At 65.8% G+C, this 15586-nt stretch carries 18 protein-coding genes; 8 read left to right on the forward strand and 10 right to left on the reverse strand.

Annotated features, from left to right (window positions below):
- Positions 1-20: 20 nt before the first annotated feature.
- The 4 genes from rpsF (at position 21) to rplI (ending at position 1794) form a co-directional block, all read left to right on the forward strand.
- Complete coding sequence (rpsF, locus tag CXQ90_RS11690) at positions 21-326, forward strand: 30S ribosomal protein S6 (protein ID WP_015939036.1); 306 nt, start codon at positions 21-23, stop codon at positions 324-326.
- Between the two features lie 55 nt (positions 327-381).
- Positions 382-957, forward strand: a complete 576-nt coding sequence (locus CXQ90_RS11695) for a single-stranded DNA-binding protein (protein ID WP_104139319.1) — start codon at positions 382-384, stop codon at positions 955-957.
- A gap of 127 nt (positions 958-1084) precedes the next feature.
- A complete protein-coding gene (gene rpsR / locus CXQ90_RS11700) occupies positions 1085-1324 on the forward strand; it encodes a 30S ribosomal protein S18 (protein WP_003800144.1) in 240 nt (79 codons plus the stop codon).
- A 17-nt stretch (positions 1325-1341) separates the two neighbouring features.
- The gene (gene rplI / locus CXQ90_RS11705; RefSeq protein ID WP_104139320.1) at positions 1342-1794 is read left to right on the forward strand and encodes a 50S ribosomal protein L9; all 453 of its coding nucleotides are present in this window, start codon (positions 1342-1344) and stop codon (positions 1792-1794) included.
- Positions 1795-1921: 127 nt separating this feature from the next.
- On the opposite strand, the gene CXQ90_RS11710 is transcribed toward rplI, so the two are convergent.
- Positions 1922-2344 carry a DUF1801 domain-containing protein gene (locus CXQ90_RS11710; protein ID WP_104139322.1) on the reverse strand — a complete coding sequence of 141 codons (423 nt, stop codon included), beginning with the start codon at positions 2342-2344 and terminating at the stop codon, positions 1922-1924.
- Between the two features lie 205 nt (positions 2345-2549).
- On the opposite strand from CXQ90_RS11710, the gene CXQ90_RS11715 reads away from it, so the two are divergent.
- Together CXQ90_RS11715 and CXQ90_RS11720 are read left to right on the forward strand one after the other, a co-directional pair.
- Entirely contained in the window at positions 2550-3176 is a 627-nt protein-coding gene (locus tag CXQ90_RS11715) for an FMN reductase (protein WP_104139490.1), read from the forward strand.
- Positions 3177-3224: 48 nt separating this feature from the next.
- Positions 3225-3563 carry a zf-TFIIB domain-containing protein gene (locus CXQ90_RS11720; RefSeq protein ID WP_104139324.1) on the forward strand — a complete coding sequence of 113 codons (339 nt, stop codon included), beginning with the start codon at positions 3225-3227 and terminating at the stop codon, positions 3561-3563.
- 26 nt (positions 3564-3589) lie between these two features.
- On the opposite strand, the gene CXQ90_RS11725 is transcribed toward CXQ90_RS11720, so the two are convergent.
- Both CXQ90_RS11725 and CXQ90_RS11730 read right to left on the reverse strand, forming a co-directional pair.
- Positions 3590-4153 (reverse strand): hypothetical protein, encoded by a 564-nt coding sequence (locus CXQ90_RS11725; RefSeq protein WP_104139325.1) that lies wholly within the window; start codon positions 4151-4153, stop codon positions 3590-3592.
- Positions 4154-4157: 4 nt separating this feature from the next.
- Positions 4158-4625, reverse strand: a complete 468-nt coding sequence (locus CXQ90_RS11730) for a hypothetical protein (protein WP_104139327.1) — start codon at positions 4623-4625, stop codon at positions 4158-4160.
- Positions 4626-5309: 684 nt separating this feature from the next.
- Between CXQ90_RS11730 and dnaB the strand changes: the two genes are divergently transcribed.
- Positions 5310-6692 (forward strand): replicative DNA helicase, encoded by a 1383-nt coding sequence (gene dnaB, locus CXQ90_RS11740; RefSeq protein ID WP_078028396.1) that lies wholly within the window; start codon positions 5310-5312, stop codon positions 6690-6692.
- Positions 6693-6727: 35 nt separating this feature from the next.
- On the opposite strand, the gene CXQ90_RS11745 is transcribed toward dnaB, so the two are convergent.
- From CXQ90_RS11745 to CXQ90_RS11775, 7 genes are all read right to left on the reverse strand, one after another.
- Positions 6728-8197 carry an ABC transporter ATP-binding protein gene (locus CXQ90_RS11745; protein WP_104139330.1) on the reverse strand — a complete coding sequence of 490 codons (1470 nt, stop codon included), beginning with the start codon at positions 8195-8197 and terminating at the stop codon, positions 6728-6730.
- Positions 8194-9039, reverse strand: a complete 846-nt coding sequence (locus CXQ90_RS11750; RefSeq protein WP_104139332.1) for an ABC transporter permease — start codon at positions 9037-9039, stop codon at positions 8194-8196. The genes CXQ90_RS11745 and CXQ90_RS11750 overlap by 4 nt, the downstream gene beginning before the upstream one ends.
- Positions 9040-9080: 41 nt before the next feature.
- On the reverse strand, positions 9081-10070 hold the full coding sequence (locus CXQ90_RS11755; protein WP_104139333.1) for an ABC transporter permease: 990 nt from the start codon (positions 10068-10070) through the stop codon (positions 9081-9083).
- 14 nt (positions 10071-10084) lie between these two features.
- Positions 10085-11638 (reverse strand): ABC transporter substrate-binding protein, encoded by a 1554-nt coding sequence (locus CXQ90_RS11760; protein WP_219816677.1) that lies wholly within the window; start codon positions 11636-11638, stop codon positions 10085-10087.
- Positions 11639-11780: 142 nt separating this feature from the next.
- Positions 11781-12752, reverse strand: a complete 972-nt coding sequence (locus CXQ90_RS11765; protein ID WP_104139335.1) for an acyl-CoA thioesterase — start codon at positions 12750-12752, stop codon at positions 11781-11783.
- Positions 12753-12950: 198 nt separating this feature from the next.
- Complete coding sequence (locus CXQ90_RS11770) at positions 12951-13385, reverse strand: DoxX family protein (RefSeq protein WP_104139336.1); 435 nt, start codon at positions 13383-13385, stop codon at positions 12951-12953.
- Between the two features lie 138 nt (positions 13386-13523).
- On the reverse strand, positions 13524-14099 hold the full coding sequence (locus CXQ90_RS11775; protein WP_219816678.1) for an antibiotic biosynthesis monooxygenase: 576 nt from the start codon (positions 14097-14099) through the stop codon (positions 13524-13526).
- Between the two features lie 75 nt (positions 14100-14174).
- On the opposite strand from CXQ90_RS11775, the gene CXQ90_RS11780 reads away from it, so the two are divergent.
- A complete protein-coding gene (locus tag CXQ90_RS11780) occupies positions 14175-15527 on the forward strand; it encodes an MATE family efflux transporter (RefSeq protein ID WP_258064503.1) in 1353 nt (450 codons plus the stop codon).
- Positions 15528-15586: the final 59 nt, after the last annotated feature.

Here is a 15586-nt window from a genome sequence, read left to right on the forward strand (position 1 = left end):
CAAAGGAGGTGGGTTCACATATGCGTCCTTACGAATTGATGGTAATCATCGACCCCGAGGTCGAAGAGCGTACCGTAGAGCCGTCGCTTCAGAAGTTCCTGAATGTCATCACCAACGATGGTGGAACCATCGAAAAGGTTGACATCTGGGGCCGTCGTCGCCTCGCCTATGACATCAAGAAGAAGTCCGAAGGTATCTACGCCGTGGTGAACTTCACCGCCAAGCCGGAAACCGCCAAGGAACTTGACCGCCAGCTGAGTCTCAATGAGACCATCATGCGCACCAAGATCACCCGCCCCGAAGAGCAGAAGGTCGTTGCTGAGTAATTTCAGCTCCCGGCTTTCATTCTTTACCCCGCAGGAACGAACAAGGAGGCAGTAGATGGCAGGCGAAACCACTATTACGGTCATCGGTAATCTCACCAATGACCCCGAACTGAGGTTCACACCGTCAGGTTCGGCAGTAGCGAACTTCACCATCGCGTCCACGCCTCGCACCTTCGACCGCCAGTCCAATGAGTGGAAGGACGGGGAAACCCTGTTCCTCCGCGCATCGGTGTGGCGCGAAGCAGCCGAAAACGTCGCCGAGTCCCTGACAAAGGGCATGCGCGTGATCGTCAACGGCCGCCTGAAGAGCCGTTCCTACGAAACAAAAGAAGGCGAGAAGCGCACCGTTATCGAGCTCGAAGTCGATGAAATCGGCCCGAGCCTGCGCTACGCCAATGCCAAGGTCAACCGCACCCAGCGCTCCGGCGGTCAGGGTGGTCAGGGTGGCTTCGGCGGAGGCAACAGCGGCGGTGGATTCGGTGGCGGTCAGGGTGGAAGCCAGGGCGGCAACACCGGAGGAACATGGGGCGGCAACCAGCCCGCAGCGCAGGAAGACCCTTGGGCCACGCCCGGAGTCAGCAATGCAGGCGGCGGCTGGGGCAACGGCCCGGATTCCGAACCTCCCTTCTAAAACAACACATTAAAGGTTCGACGCCGGAACCGCCCGGGTGCCGCAGGCACCATGGCGACTGCCGCCGTCGGACCACCACCATCCCGTGGATCAATATCCACGGGCTCCATAGAATAGGAGCTCCACGATGGCTAAGGCTGAACTCCGTAAGCCCAAACCAAAGTCCAACCCCTTGAAGGCCGCTGACATCACTGTCATCGACTACAAGGACGTAGCATTGCTGCGCAAGTTCATCTCCGACCGCGGAAAGATCCGCGCCCGTCGCGTCACTGGCGTCACGGTGCAGGAACAGCGCAAGATCGCCCAGGCAATCAAGAACGCCCGCGAAGTTGCTCTGCTGCCTTACTCCGGCGCTGGCCGCGGCTAAGGAAGGGATTAACTAACATGGCAAAGCTCATTCTGACCCACGAAGTAACCGGTCTCGGTGCTGCTGGCGACGTTGTTGAGGTCAAGGACGGTTACGCACGTAACTACCTGCTGCCCCGCAACTTCGCCCTGACCTGGAGCAAGGGTGGCGAGAAGCAGGTTGAGTCCATCAAGGCTGCCCGCGCTGCCCGCGAGCACGCTTCCCTGGAAGATGCTCAGAAGCAGGCCTCTGCACTCTCCGCTAAGCCGGTGAAGCTGGTCGTCAAGGCTGGCGAAAGCGGCCGTCTGTTCGGCACCGTCAAGCAGGGCGACGTGGCCGACGCTGTTGAGGCCGCTGGCCTTGGCCGCATCGACAAGCGCAAGGTTGAACTGCCGGCACACATCAAGTCGGTCGGTTCCTACCAGGCCAACGTCCGTCTGCACGACGACGTTGCCGCTGTGATCGAACTCGACGTAGTCGCAGGCAAGTAGTCGTTCCGGCTTTCCGCCTGAGCGCTACGCAGTCCTGAACTGCTGACGGCCCCTGCCGTCGGATTCCTCCGGGAAACCGACGGCAGGGGCTTTCGCATTAAAGAACCAGGGCAGGGGCGTCTGCGGTTCAGGCCTGGTGGATCACGGTGCTGCCGTAGCGGTAGCCGAGCCTGATCAGCTCTGCCAGCACAGCCTCTTCCACGTCGGCGAGTTTGTTGATGTAGAGGCATCCCGCGCCGGTCTTGTGCTTGCCGAGCCTGGCGAGCAGCTCTGCGGATTCCGGCGCATCGGTCAGTCCGTACAGCGAGAGGCTGGCCTTCCGGGGCGAAAAACCGACGGCGGGCATGTCCCCCTCCCGACCGGTGGCGTACTTGTAATGGACCCTGCCGAAGCCCACGATGGTGGGCCCCCACATCTCCGGTTCCTGGCCGGTCAGTTCAACCATGAGGTCCAGCAGGCGGAGGCCGTCCTGGCGGCGGACCGGATGCTCCACGCCGGCAACGAATTCGTCCGCCGAGGCGCCGGTCACCTGTGTCTTGTTTTCCGTCATGGGCGCAGTCTACTTCGCCCGAATCCGGCCCCGCACGCCCCGGGGGCCGGCCCTGCACGCCCCTCGGCGCCGGCCCGCGTCAGCGCGGTCCCGCCGGATTGGAGCCGCCCTGGCTCGCAGCGGAATAAACGAGGAACCTGCCGGGTTGAGCGAGTAGATGCAAACGCATGTACTGTCACTGGCAGTCGAACCTGAGGAGACCACTGTGGAGACCCGCCGTATCACTGTTCTGTCCGCCGGCCTGGGCGTGCCGTCGTCGAGCCGCCTGCTTGCCGACCAGCTCGCCGCCGCAGCCAAGCAGCGGCTGGAAACGGCCGGCTACGAGGTGGCCGTGGACGTGCTCGAGCTCCGTGACCTGGCCGTGGACATTGCCAATAATTTCGTCACGGGCTACGCGGGACCCCGCCTTGCAGAAGCGATCGCCGCGGTGGAGGCCTCGGACGGCATCGTCGCCGTCACGCCCGTCTTCAGCGCCTCCTACAGCGGGCTCTTCAAGTCCTTCATGGATGTCCTGGATCCCAAGTCGCTGGACGGCAAGGCGGTGCTGCTGGGCGCCGCCGGCGGCACCGACCGCCATCAGATGGTCCTCGAGTACGCCATGCGGCCGCTGTTCAGCTACCTGCGCACGCGGACAGCGGCGACGGCCGTCTTCGCAGGCCCCCAAGACTGGGGCAATACGGACGATGGCGGCACGCCCCTTTCCGCGCGAATCGATCGTGCCGCGGGTGAATTCAGCCACCTGCTGGAGGGCGCGCAGCCGGGCCGGGAGGAGGCTCCGCTGGGATCCCTGCCCTTTGAGCAGCTGCTGGCCGGCATCTCCGGCGGACGGTAGGCCAAGGGGCCGGCGAACTATTCCCCGCACCCGCTCGTTGTGCCGGACATGAAATGTCCTGTTGATTCTGTAGACCTGATCATGAGCGAACGCAGCGGCGTCGAAATCGACTACTGCCCCCAGTGCCGGGGCGTGTGGCTTGACCGCGGGGAGCTGGACAAGATCATTGACCGCGTGGCCGCCGGGGGACCGGCAGCCCCTATGGCGCCGTCGGCGCCTGCCCCGCCGGCCGGCATGGGCCCGCCTCCCCTGTACCGGAATTACGAACCGCGGCGTGAGCAGCCCCGGTACGATGACCGAAGCCACGGCAAGGGTTATGACCGCGATTACGACCGCCGCAAGCCCAAGAAGAAGGAAGGCTGGCTGGGTGACCTGTTTGACTTCTGATGGCCTCGGGTTTCCCGGCGGGCCGTTCAGTCGTCAAGCAGTGCGATGAACTCGCGGGCCTGCTTCATGGTGATATCCGAGTGCCGGGTCAGCGCGGTGGCCGCGGCCTCCGTGTTGCCGCTCTTGGCGAGGGTCCGGATCCGGCCGTAGATCTCGTCGTTCAGCATGTTGCTGCTGACTTCCCTGGTGACGTCGCCCTTGCTGGCGATCGCCCTGTATCGGTACGGGAAGCGCTGCGGCGTGTCATCGTCCGCATCCGGCTCGCTGGCTGCCTCTGGCGGCGAGCGGAAGGGTTGGGGGTGGGCCGCCAGGGCGGCCACAGCGTCCCGCGAGGCCCGGAGGCCCTGCCCTGACACCTCGTAGTAGAGCTTGATGGCTGCCATGGCCTGGCCCTGTGCAATCAGGGCATATAGTTTCCGGTGTTCCTCCTCCGAGAGCTTGGAGGCGGCCATTTTGGCCAGTTCCGCGGACTCCGGCGGGGCCGGGGCGGGCGCGGCGGACTGCCGCCGGCGGCTCCAGGCCCGGGCCGTGAGAGCCACTGCAACTCCAGCGGCAACGAGGATCAGGAGGGGGATCACGAGCGATTCCATTGTGCTAAAGCCGATCTACGTATTGCTTGGCGGTCAAAAGGTCGGAGTGGGTTGCCTGGCGCAGGAGCCTGATTGCCTGGAGTTTCTGCCCGTTGCGCGCCATGGTCTGCAGCTGTAGCGCCAACTGCTGATTGAGCTGCCCCCCGGGCAGAACGGCTCCCGGCAAAGAGTGCTGCCCTTGTCCCGCGGTTAGCCCTGGCTGGATCAGAAGCGCCGCACGGGCGTGGTCCTGCTGCTGGGTGTGTTGTTGTTCGTTCTGGCTGGGCCGGGTTGCCGCATCAACCCGGGCGCGGGCGGCCGTCGCGGCCTGCACTTGGGCGGCGTAGTGGGCCTGTGAGCGCCTGGCCAGATCCAGTTGGTAGCGTTCTGCGTCCGACATGCCGCTATCGCGCGGCTTCAGTGCCGTGGACAGGGCCCAGAGGACAGCCATGAGAATAAGGACAGGCAATATGACTATCAGAACGTCGCCCATAGTTAGAGCTTAGGCCAGATGCGCGTTATCCACAGCATGTGCGGGGAGGTGCATACAGCGTGTGCCGTCCGTCCCTGATCGCGCTCCCGTAGTTCGGCCCTGCGCCCGCCGTCCGCGTACCGGCGGTGACTTTGCTCGCACGAACAGTGTTTTCCCTCGCCTAAAGCCCTAAGTTACCGGCTGGTATCCCCAGTAACGGGCTTCAGGCTGTGGATGAAGGTTCGGAAAAATTTAATTGAGTCCACAGGCCAGAACAAGTGTTTCCGCAGGTCAGAACGCATATATGCCCAAAAGAAAATTGATTTCCACAGCTTCGCCCACAGGCTGTGCACAAGCAGGAGAACGTTGTGCACAGGTTATCCACAGAGGTGCAGAACCGCGGGCTTTGTGCGTTGCCCGGCGGGCGCTAACGTAGCGGAGACACCCCAGCAAGACGTGGTTCCCCTTCGGCCCGACAGGCCGGAGCTGACGTTTTCCCAGGCTCCGGAGGCTCCGTGCTGCCTGTGGATAACCTGTTGATGGGGAGTCGCCGCGGGGCACGGCATCCGACGGAAAATGTCAGGGCTGGCTGGTGTAGTTGCACTAGCCGCGCAGCAGGTTCCGCTGAACGGCCCACCCGGCAACACGGCACACGCGCCGCAGATTCCCCTCCGGGAACTGCGGACATTATGGAGGACGGCAGCTTTGTCAGTTACGCACCTGGACTCAATCGAGGGCACCCGCAGCTCCGAGGGCAGCCGCAAACCTCCACAGGACATTCCGGCCGAGCAGTCCGTCCTGGGCGGCATGATGCTCTCCAAGGACGCCATCGCCGACGTCGTGGAGATTCTCCGCGGCCAGGATTTTTACCGCCCTGCCCACGAAACTATCTATGAGGCCGTCATTGACCTCTATGGCCGTGGCGAACCCGCGGATGCCGTCACGGTCTCGGACGAGCTGACTAAGCGCGGCGAGATCAACAGGATTGGCGGGCCCGCCTACCTCCACGAGCTCATCCAGACCGTGCCCACCGCGGCCAACGCCGGCTACTACGCCGAGATCGTGGCCGAACGTGCCGTCCTCAGGCGCCTGGTCAACGCCGGCACCAAGATCGTCCAGCTCGGCTACGGCCAGGACGGCGAAGTCGAAGACCTTGTCAACCAGGCGCAGGCAGAGGTTTACGCCGTCGCTGAGCGCCGGACGGCTGAGGACTACGTCGTCCTGAAGGACGTCATGGAGTCCACGGTGGACGAGATCGAGGCCTCGGGCCACCGCGGCGAAGGCATGGTGGGCGTCCCCACCGGCTTCTACGAGCTGGACGAGCTCACCCACGGGCTGCATCCGGGCCAGATGATCGTCATCGCGGCCCGCCCCGCCGTGGGTAAGTCCACCTTCGCGCTGGACTTTGCCCGCTCGGCAGCCATCAAAAACAACCTGGCCACGGTGATGTTCTCCCTCGAGATGGGCCGGAACGAGATTGCCATGCGTCTCCTGTCCGCCGAGGCCACCATCGGGCTGCAGGACCTACGTAAGGGCACCATCAAGGACGAGCAGTGGTCCAAGATCGCCACCACCATGGGCCGCATGAACGATGCGCCGCTGTTCATTGACGACAGCCCCAACATGTCCCTCATGGAGATCAGGGCCAAGTGCCGCCGCCTCAAGCAGCAGCATGACCTGAAGCTCGTGATCCTCGACTACCTGCAGCTGATGAGCTCCGGCAAGAAGGTGGAGTCCCGCCAGCAGGAGGTCTCGGAGTTCTCGCGCGCACTGAAGCTGCTCGCCAAGGAGCTGCAGGTCCCGGTCATCGCGCTGTCCCAGCTGAACCGTGGCTCCGAACAGCGCCAGGACAAGCGGCCCATGGTGTCGGACCTTCGCGAATCGGGGTCCATCGAGCAGGACGCCGACATGGTGATCCTGCTGCACCGCGAGGACGTCTACGACAAAGAGTCCCCGCGGGCCGGTGAGGCCGACATCCTGATCGCAAAACACCGTAACGGGCCCACGAAGGACATCGTGGTCGCGTTCCAGGGGCACTACTCGCGCTTTGCCAACATGGCGGCGGACGCCGGGGGCGGCGGGTTCTAGCCGGGCGGGGCACCCGCTAGTGACGTCTCCTGCAATCACATAACAACCTCAGCATGTTTTTTTCTTCTGGCAAAGGCTTTTTTGTCTTGGGGCTGTAGGTCCCTGATTCCCAGCGGGATGCGTCGCCGGGTGACAGCGTCGGCGAGGGCGTTGTCATGGGTGACCAGCACCAGCGCGCAGCCCTGCCGGTCCACCTGGTCCATGAGGCAGGCGACGGTCAGTTCCTGGGTGATGAGGTCCAGCCGTGAGGTGGGTTCGTCGGCGAAGACGAGGGCGGGTTCGAGCAGCATGGCCCTGATGATCGCGAGCCGCTGGAGTTCCCCGCCGGAGACCTGCCCGGGCCTGCGGTTGAGAAGTGCCGGTGTGAGGCCGAGCGAGGCCATGAGTTCCTCGAGGCGGGCCGGCTCCAGCCGGTGACGGCGGATAACGTCGCCGAAGGAGTCCCACAGGACGACTCGGGCGGGGAACGCCAGTGCCGGGTCCTGGTAGAGCTTTTGCAGCCGGCCTCCGCGGAGCGCGTCGGCATGGTGGACGTATCCGGCATCGGGCGGCAGCAGGCGCAGCAGCACGTTGCCCAGAGTGGTCTTGCCGCTGCCGCTGGGACCGCCCAGGGAGACCCGTTCCCCGGCCCGGATCGTGACGGAGAGGTCCGAGAAGAGTTGCTGGCCGCCGAAGGCCTTGGAAAGCCCTTCGCCGGAGACAAGCGCGGTGCCCCCCTCTTCTGGTGGTGCCCCGCGTCGCGCCCACGCATGGTTCCAGTTCGCCGGTTCGGCTTCCAGCAGCCTGCGTGTGTAGGGATGTGCCGGCTCAGTGAGCACTTGCCGGGCGCGGCCCTGCTCAACGATGTGGGCGTCCTTCATGACGAGGACATCCCCGCCGAGTTCTCGGGCCAGGTCCAGGTCGTGGGTGATGGTCAGCAGGATGCCGCCGCCGTCGAGGTGCAACTTCAGCAGTCCAGCCAGTTCGGTCCGGGCGCGCTCGTCCAGGCCCTTTGACGGCTCATCCGCTATCAGCACGGGCGCTCCGCCGATGGTGGCGGCGGCGAACGCGACGCGTTGGGCCATGCCGCCCGAAAGTGTGTGCGGGAACGCGCGGGACGCATGTCCGAGACCAAGGGCAGCGAGCAGTGTTCCTGCTGTACGGCGGGCGCCGCTGCTGTCTGCTGTGAAGGATGCGGCGCCTTCGGCGACCTGTTCCTGGGCGCGCATTGTGGGGTCCAAGGCGAGAGCGGGTTCTTGTGGCAGCAGGGACATTAGCCGGCCCCAGAGGCCGCGGCGGTTTGCCCGGTCGGACAGGTCGAACGTTCGGCCGTCCATGGCCAGGCTTCCCCGCGCCGTGAGGTTCGCCGGGAGTGTCCCCATGATCGCATGGGCCAGCAGGGACTTCCCCGAACCGCTTTCGCCGACAATCGTCACCGGGCGCCCGCGCTCAAAGTTCAGGGTGGCCACGTCGACCAGGGTGCTGTCAGCGTGGCTGACGACGAGGTGGTTTAGGCGCATGCTCATTGGCGGGCCTCCTTGCTTCGCAGGCTCAGGAGCCCGATCAGGATAGTGGTCAGGACCAGGACGGGGGCGAGGGACATCCAGGGTGCCTCGTGATAGTAGGGGAAGGCCTCGGTGATCATCAGCCCCAGTTCCGGCGTGGGAGGCCGGACGCCGATCCCGACGAATCCCAGGGTGGACAGCGCCAGGATTGAGGAGCCGATTCCGAAGGTGGCCATGGTGGTCAGCAGCGGCCGCAGATCAGGCCACAGGTGGCGGCGCATGACGTGGACGGGACCCAGCCTGAGTAGGCCGGCGGCTTCCACAGCCGGCCCGGCGAGCACCAGGGCGCTGCGGGCCCGGACCATGCGGAAATACTCAACCCACTGCGACAGCGCCAGCCCGGCGTAGAGGGTCCACAGATCCCCGTTGGCCAGGGCGGAGAATATGAGGATCACCAGAAGGGCGGGCAGCGCCATGAAAGCCTCGGACAGGCCGTTGAGGGCAGTCTCGATCCAGCCCCCGCGCCATGCCGCGATGAGGCCCCCCGCTGTTCCGGCCAGCAGGGCAGTAGCCACGCACGCAATGGCCATCATCAGGGACAGCTGCGTGGCGTGGGCCAGCCGGGCTACGACGCTCCGGCCCAGATGATCCCGGCCGAGCGGCTCCGCCAGGCTGGGTGCTTCGAGGAACCGTGACAGGTTCTGGACGGCGTGGTCCGGCCAGGCCAGCGGACCGATGAGCGCGAATAGCACCACCACTGCCAGCAGGGCAGCCGCGACGCCCTGGACGGCCGTTCCTGGTACCAGCCGGCGCCGCACCGCCGGGACCAAGGGAAGAGCGGGGGGCCCACCCTGTGCCGGCATGCCCGTTTCCACGCCAGTTCTTCCGGTAGCGAAAGGAGCCATCACAGAACAACCTCCCGACGGCGGGGACGGGGATCGATGGCCAGTGAACCCAGGTCAACCACCGTGTTCAAGACGACCACGAGGAGCGCCAGGGCCACGGCTGTCGCCTGGATCATGGGGATGTCCCGCCAGAAAATCGCGTGCACCAGAGCATGTCCCAGTCCGGGCCAGGCGAAGAGGCTTTCAACCACTATCACGCCTTCGATGAGGATCAGCATCTGCACGCCGACATAGGCGATCAAGGTGACGCCGGTATTCCTGAGTACGTGCCGAAGGAACACCAGCCGGCCGCCCAGGCCCTTGGTCGCGGCGAACCGGACGTACTCGGACTGCCGGATCTGCGCGACGGCGTCACGCGTCACCCGGGCAAACAGCCCCGAGAGCCCCACGGCCAAAGTCGCGGCCGGGAGCACGAAGTTGCTGGCTTCACCATGGCCCGCGGCGGGCAGCACGCCAAGATGAACCGAAAAGACCAGGATCAGCACCAGGCCCAGCAGGAAGGGCGGCAGGGCGCGCGCGCCAGACACCCAAAACGTCGTGATTCGATCCAATGCACCGCCGGGCCTGGCCGCGGCCAGGGCACCGCCCGTCGCACCCACCGCCAAGGCCAGGACCAGCGCCGCAGCGGCGAGCTGCAGGCTGCTGGAGAAATAGAGGCCGAGTTCACCGGCCACGTCGGCGCCGGTGACCAGGGAGTTGCCAAGGTCCAGGGAAATCAGGTCACCGAGCCAGTCGAGGAGCTGCTGCCACGCCGGCCGGTCCAGGCCCAGCTCAGCGCGGACCGTGTCCGCAGACGCCGCGGTCACCTGGTCATAGCCGTAGCGGCCCGCAGCGATGCGGTAGGCGATGTCACCGGGCAGGCTCTGCACGATGGCGAAGCACGCCGTCGAGACGAGAAAAACGACGCCGACCGCCTGGACAGCGCGCTGCCGGAGGACCCGGGCAGCAGGCGCCGCGGGGGCCCGACGTGTGGTTATTGATGCGGTCATGAACGGTTTCCTGCCTACTTCGTCCAGGTCAGGTCAGTGAGACGCCAGGAGCGCTCCAACGGGTCCAGGACGAGCCCGTCCACCCGCTGACTCACCACGGCGCTCTGGCGGTACCACGCGACGGGAATGACGGGCAATTCGCTCTGCAGGATTTCCGTCACCTGCCGGCGGCCCTCGGCCGAGCCGTCGGTGTCGCTGCCGCTGGCCATGGTGTTCAGCGTCGACGTCAGGGCCGGGCTGTTCCAGCCCATCGCTCCATGGTCCGCACCGTCCGGGCCGAAGTCATCGGCCAGTGTGACCATGGCGTCTGGTACCAGTGCATAATTACGGGCGTAGAGGCCCAGCTCAAGTGAGCCGTCCTGGTGACCGGCGGGGATCTCGCTGGAGTTGCCGATCTTCACCTCGAGGGCGATCCCCAGCTCTTTCAGCTTCGCCTGGATGGCGGTGGCAAGAATCGGCAGTTCCGGGCGGTCCGGGAAGGTGCGCAGGGTGACGGTGAACTTCTTTCCGTTCCGTTCCAGGGTGCCGCCAGGGCCTGGGCTCCATCCGGCCCGGGCCAGCAGCTCGCGTGCTCCGGACGGATCGTGACTCAGCGCCGTGATGGATTTCTGGTGCCATTGCGGGAGTGAGGGCGGGAACAGCTGGGTGGCGGCCATCTCGGGGTCCCGGAGCAGCGCCGTTGCCATCGACTCGCGGTCCAGGGCCATGCTCAGCGCACGCCGAACGCGTACGTCGCCGAGGATTTCGTGGCCCGCATTGACCTTGAGCAGGATCGTGCGGGGCAGCGTCACGTCGGCGATGTCCACCTCGCCGGCCTGCTTCAGGCGCTGGAGGCTGGTCGGATCCATGCCGAACGTGACATCGGACTGGCCGCTCTCGGCCATCAGCGCCCGGCTTTCTGACCTCCCCACGGCCTGATATTTCACCTCGGTGATGGCGGGCTTCTGACCCTGCCACTGCTCGAAGGCGGCCAACTCGATGTTCGCCGGCTGCTCCAGCCGTTTGATGCGGTAGGGGCCGGAACCCACGATCTCGGTGACCTTCCGATCCACGGTGTAGGAGCTGGGGGCGAGGATCTGCGTGCTGGTGTGAGCCAGCACGGCGGCAAGCGGAGCGAAAGGCTTGGCCAGGGCCACCTTCACAGCCTGGCCGTCGGCGGTGATTGCCCTGACGGGGACTTCTGAGAGCGGCGTTCCGGCCTTGCCCCGGGCCGTGTCCAGTGCGGCAGCGACAGACGCAGCGGTTACCGGAGTCCCGTCGTGGAAGTGGGCATCGGGGCGGAGCCTGAACGCCCATGTGAGGCCGTCGGGGGAAGTATCCCAGCCCGTCGCCAGCCCTGGCCGCAGCACGCCTTGGGGATCGGCGTCGACCAGGGTCTCGGCGACCTGTAGCCGCGTGAAGAACCCCCCGCTTGTTGACGGGTCCAGACTGTGGAGCTCGAACTGCCCCACCACCTTCAGCGGCTGGTGCGGTTGTTGGTTGTCTTGGGCGCCCTCCCCGGCGCAGCCCGCCATCATCAGCACTGCGGCGGCCGACGCGCCGGCGGCCCTCATCTTGCGCCAAGCCATTTTTCTGTTCCTTTTGCATAGTCACCTATATTTCTGAGCTGACTCTAGATGCAAATGATTATCAATAGCAATTTTCTGGCGCAGGTATGGACATGCGTGACCGGCAGTTGAGGGTGAGCAGGGTGGCGTTAGCGGCGAGCCATCAGTAATTCTGCTGCAGAAGGTGGTTGGGCAGCCGGTTCCCGGGAGCGGCCGCGCGGATTTTCAGTAGTTCAAGGGCATGCGCGTGCAGACGCCTGTCCTCATCCGAAACGGGAACCCACGGGGGAATGGGGACCGAGGTGCCCTCAGCGTCACGGGCAACCATGACGGTGAGGCAGTAAGTGGTCAGATTCAGTTCACCGCTCTTGGGGTCGCCTGAGCGGACATGTACCGCCACGTGCATACCTTTGGTTCCGGTGTAGACGAGCCTGGCCTCGACCTCCACCACGTGGCCGATCAGGAGCGGACGGTAGAACCTGACGCCGCCGGAGAACACCGCCACAGTGTCCTTGCCGCAGTAACGCGAGGCGCAGACGTAGGCCGCCTCGTCGATCCACTTCATGACGATGCCGCCGTGGACCTTGCCGCCCCAGTTGACATCCGTTGGAGCTGCCATGAACCGCAGGACAACACGCTCCGCAGTGCCGGCATCGGTATATTCCTGAGCATTCATGGCTTCCACGATCCGTTCACGGATCCCGATCCGCGCCAGCGCGTGGTCGCGCTCTTCCAGTTCCTGCGCGGTGGCGGCTTCGAACTGCTTCACGGGGATGGGCTTGCCGTCCTCGCCCACGGCCACGAAGATCACCATGCACTGGCTGCGCATGGTGGCCGGTCCCCCCTTGGGGTCGCCGGAGGAGACGACGGTGCGGATGTGCATCGAGGACCGGCCCGTGTAAACGATGGTGGCGGTGACTTCGACCATGTCGCCGATGTTGACGGGGTCGGCAAAGTGGATGTTGCCCACATAGGCAGTAACGCAGTAGGACTTCGCCCAGCCCACGGCTGCGGCGTAGGCCGCCTTATCCACCCACTCCAAGACCGTTCCGGCGTCGACGGAGCCGCTGTGGCCGACGTCCGTAGGGGCCGCGAGGAAGCGGAGGGTCACTGAATTGGCGGCAGTCTCGCTCATGCTGCGATCTTACTGACGACTGCCGCGGGGGACGGAGCCGGGCAGACACAAACGCCCTGCGGGACGCCACAAGGGGCCGGAAGGCGTTTGTCTGGGCGGGCGGGGTCATCGGGGGCCGGTCACTTCAGTAGCCCGACGAAAACGGCGGCTGCGCACGTGGGTGCGCAGCCGCCGTCGGGCATTCCGTGAGGTGACGTCCTAGGCGAGGACGCTGAGCTTCGAGCCGGTGCGGCCGAAGAGGGCGCGGTCGACGGAGAGGCGGCCGGCTCCGGTGAGGGCGATGGCGAGGGCGGCAGCGGCCAGCAGGAGGACCAGTTCGTACCCGCCGTTGGCGGCGAAGACGCCGGCCGGGGCGTGTACCAGGAAGAAGGCGCCAAGCATGTTCAGTGCCAGCAGTGCCGCGAAGACCCGGGCGAGCACGCCGAGGATCAGGGCGATGCCGCCAGCCAGTTCGAGCGTGGCGATGACCGGGGCCACGGCCTCGGCTGCCGGAACACCCATCTTGGCGAAGGACGCCTGGGTGCCGGCGATGGTGAACTCGTTGAACTTCTGCCAGCCGTGGGCAGCGAACAGGAATCCGACGATGACGCGCAGGATGGTCAGGGCGGTGGTGGTCAGGGTGGGCTGGTTCATGGGAAGTTTCGCCGTTCGTATCGGTTGCGTTCGGTCTTGTCAGCCGGCGATCGGATCGCTTGCAGCTTCAAATCCACTGTCTCGCACAATTGGTTGAAGTGTCAACTAATTGTGACAGTTCGCACTCCCGGTGTGACCCTATGACCGTCTTTTCCGGAGCCAGGGGCCGAGCAGCCTGGTGGTGGCCGGAAGGAAGATGTACGTCATGAGCGGGGTCAGGATGCAGGTGGCCAGAAGCACCTGGAGCACCAGCGGCCAGCCCTGGGTCAGAGGGTGCAGCAGGAAGTTGGCCAGCAGGCTCAGGGGAAAGAACGGCAGGAAGATGCTGACCATCTGCTTCCACCGCGGAGGTACCACGGTCTCCGGGACGGCGAGGTGAACATCACCGGGCGGGGCAAACCAGCCCTCGATCCCGGTGCGGCGCTCCACCCTGGTGACCTCGACGAGGCCGGCAGCGCTGTCGATCCACCAGCGCCGCTCCTCGGATTCCTCCCAATCGTTGAGAAGGTCGGCGTCCGCGAAACGGTAGAGCATGTGCCACTCGTCGGAATCGGCTGCGGAGCGGACCCATCCGGAACCGAGATAGCCGGGCCATTCCCGGGCAAGTTCCTGGCCGGCGTGGGCCCAGGCGCTGGCCTGGCGGGTGCGGCCCGGAAGGACGGTGCGGGCAATGGAAACGGTCACGGGCTGGGTCAGCGAATCTGAGTGTGGCACTGCAGGAATGTTACCGGGTCCGGTGAACGGGCCGGGGTGGGGCGTCAGCACCGCACCGGCCGCTAGGCTGAAAAGGTGCCCGACTCACCTTCCGCCACGGTCCCGGCCGTGAAGTCCAACAGCCACGCCCGCGAAATCCTGCGCCTGGCAGTCCCGGCGTTCGGTGCCCTGATCGCGGAGCCGTTGTTCCTCCTCGCCGATTCGGCGATCGTGGGGCACCTGGGCGTTGCCCAGCTGGCCGGCGTCGGGCTCGCCTCGGCGGTTCTCCACACGGCCGTTGGCCTGATGGTGTTCCTGGCCTACTCCACCACCCCGGCCGTGGCCCGCGCGATCGGCGACGGGCAGTTCGCCAAGGCCCTGGCCGCCGGACGCGACGGCGTGTGGCTGGCCCTGCTGCTGGGAACCGTTCTGGCGGTGGCCGGCTTCGTCGCCGCCGAACCGCTGGTGGAACTCATGGGCGCTGATGGCGAAGTCCGTTCCTTCGCCGTGGACTATCTCCGCTGGTCCATGCCCGGGCTAGTGGCCATGCTGCTGATCTTCGCCGGCACGGGCGTGCTCAGGGGGCTGCAGGACACGCGGACGCCACTGGTGGTGGCCACGGCTGGGTTTGCCCTGAATATCGCACTGAACCTCATGCTGGTTTACGGTCTGGGCTGGTCCGTCACAGGGTCCGCGGTCGGAACCAGCATTGCGCAGTGGGCCATGGCGGCCGTCTATCTCCTCATAGTGCAGCGAAACGCGCGCAGGCACGGGGTTTCGCTCCTGCCCGACTGGCACGGGATCCGCGCCATGACCAAGGTGGGTTCATGGCTGATGCTCAGGACACTGAGTCTCCGGATTGCCATCCTGGCAACGGTTCTGGTGGTCACGGCCCAGGGCGCCGTGAACCTCGCCGCGCATCAGCTGGCCATGACGGTCTTCACCTTCCTCGCCTTTGCACTGGACGCCCTGGCCATCGCCGCGCAGGCCCTCATCGGACGGGAACTCGGGGCCTCCAACCCGGCGAAGGCCCGGCTGCTGACCCGCACCATGATCCGCTGGGGCACCGGATTTGGTGTGGTGACGGGCCTCCTGCTCGCTGCGGCCGCCCCCTTCGCCGGAGCCCTATTCACTTCCGACGCCGGTGTCCAGTCAGTCCTCACGTCCGCCCTGCTGGTGCTGGCGGCAGGGCAGCCCATTGCTGGGTATGTGTTCGTCCTGGACGGCGTGCTGATCGGGGCCGGTGACGCGAAATATTTGGCGATTGCCGGCGTCGTCAATCTTGCCGTGTATCTGCCGATGCTCTTGGCAGTGCCGCTCTGGGGACCTGCCGGCGCTGCGGCGCTCGTGTGGGTCTGGGTGGCGTTCTCGGTGGGATACATGCTGGCCCGGGCCATGACGCTGGGGCTGAGGGCACGAACGGACCGCTGGATGGTGCTGGGTTCCTGAGGCGGGCCCTGTGGGCCCGGTGGCCCCGTGTGTTCGGACGCGGGCCCGGCGGGCCCGGT

This window comes from Arthrobacter sp. ZGTC131 (genome assembly GCF_002929275.1).
Lineage (GTDB): Bacteria > Actinomycetota > Actinomycetes > Actinomycetales > Micrococcaceae > Arthrobacter.